Origin of the sequence: Gillisia sp. CAL575 (assembly GCF_000403785.1) — a bacterium.
Classification (GTDB): domain Bacteria; phylum Bacteroidota; class Bacteroidia; order Flavobacteriales; family Flavobacteriaceae; genus Gillisia.
In genome coordinates this window covers 1-1,686 of the sequence record NZ_APHJ01000014.1, presented here as the reverse complement: position 1 = coordinate 1,686, position 1,686 = coordinate 1, and the positions used below count along the sequence as shown (strand labels likewise).

Here is a 1,686-nt window from a genome sequence, read left to right as displayed (position 1 = left end):
ATTCACTCTTCACATTTCACTCTTTACTATTATAATATAATTAAATTGACAGGAATTAAGACCAAAAGGGTCTCTTGAGAACCTTTTTGATGTAATTGCGTTTTGCCTTTTAAAACGGCAAAATCTCTAGAAAGGAGGTGTTCCAGCCGCACCTTCCGGTACGGCTACCTTGTTACGACTTAGCCCCAGTTACCAGTTTTACCCTAGGCGGCTCCTTGCGGTGACCGACTTCAGGTACCCCCAGCTTCCATGGCTTGACGGGCGGTGTGTACAAGGCCCGGGAACGTATTCACCGCATCATGGCTGATATGCGATTACTAGCGATTCCAGCTTCACGGAGTCGAGTTGCAGACTCCGATCCGAACTGTGATAGGGTTTGTAGATTCGCTCCTGGTCGCCCAGTGGCTGCTCTCTGTCCCTACCATTGTAGCACGTGTGTGGCCCAGGACGTAAGGGCCGTGATGATTTGACGTCATCCCCACCTTCCTCACAGTTTGCACTGGCAGTCTTGTTAGAGTTCCCGACATGACTCGCTGGCAACTAACAACAGGGGTTGCGCTCGTTATAGGACTTAACCTGACACCTCACGGCACGAGCTGACGACAACCATGCAGCACCTTGTAAATTGCCCGAAGGAAAAGGTGTTTCCACCCCTGTCAATCTACATTTAAGCCCTGGTAAGGTTCCTCGCGTATCATCGAATTAAACCACATGCTCCACCGCTTGTGCGGGCCCCCGTCAATTCCTTTGAGTTTCATTCTTGCGAACGTACTCCCCAGGTGGGTTACTTATCACTTTCGCTTAGCCACTCAGTCTTGCGACCGAACAGCTAGTAACCATCGTTTACGGCGTAGACTACCAGGGTATCTAATCCTGTTCGCTACCTACGCTTTCGTCCATCAGCGTCAATGACTTATTAGTGATCTGCCTTCGCAATCGGTGTTCTATGTAATATCTATGCATTTCACCGCTACACTACATATTCCAACCACTTCATAAGTATTCAAGAACAACAGTATCAATGGCAATTCTATGGTTGAGCCACAGACTTTCACCGCTGACTGATTGTCCCGCCTACGGACCCTTTAAACCCAATGATTCCGGATAACGCTTGGATCCTCCGTATTACCGCGGCTGCTGGCACGGAGTTAGCCGATCCTTATTCGTAGAGTACCGTCAAGCTCCCACACGTGGGAGTGTTTCTTCCTCTATAAAAGCAGTTTACAACCCATAGGGCCGTCTTCCTGCACGCGGCATGGCTGGATCAGGCTCTCGCCCATTGTCCAATATTCCTCACTGCTGCCTCCCGTAGGAGTCTGGTCCGTGTCTCAGTACCAGTGTGGGGGATCTCCCTCTCAGGACCCCTATCTATCGAAGTCTAGGTAAGCCGTTACCTTACCTACTAACTAATAGAACGCATACTCATCTTGTAGCCATAAATGTTTAATTATAAAATAATGCTATTTCATAATACTATGGGGCATTAATCCAAATTTCTCTGGGCTATTCCCCTCTACAAGGTAGATTGTATACGCGTTACGCACCCGTGCGCCGGTCGTCGGCGGTGCAAGCACCCCGTTACCCCTCGACTTGCATGTGTTAAGCCTGCCGCTAGCGTTCATCCTGAGCCAGGATCAAACTCTTCATCGTTAATTTTTAAATATTGTAACAATTACAAGGTCTGTT

General features: G+C 48.6%; 1 rRNA gene. It reads right to left on the bottom strand.

Annotation, left to right across the window (positions count from 1 at the left end):
• Positions 1–130: 130 nt before the first annotated feature.
• Positions 131–1,650 (bottom strand): 16S ribosomal RNA (locus I130_RS00120).
• Positions 1,651–1,686 lie beyond the last annotated feature (36 nt).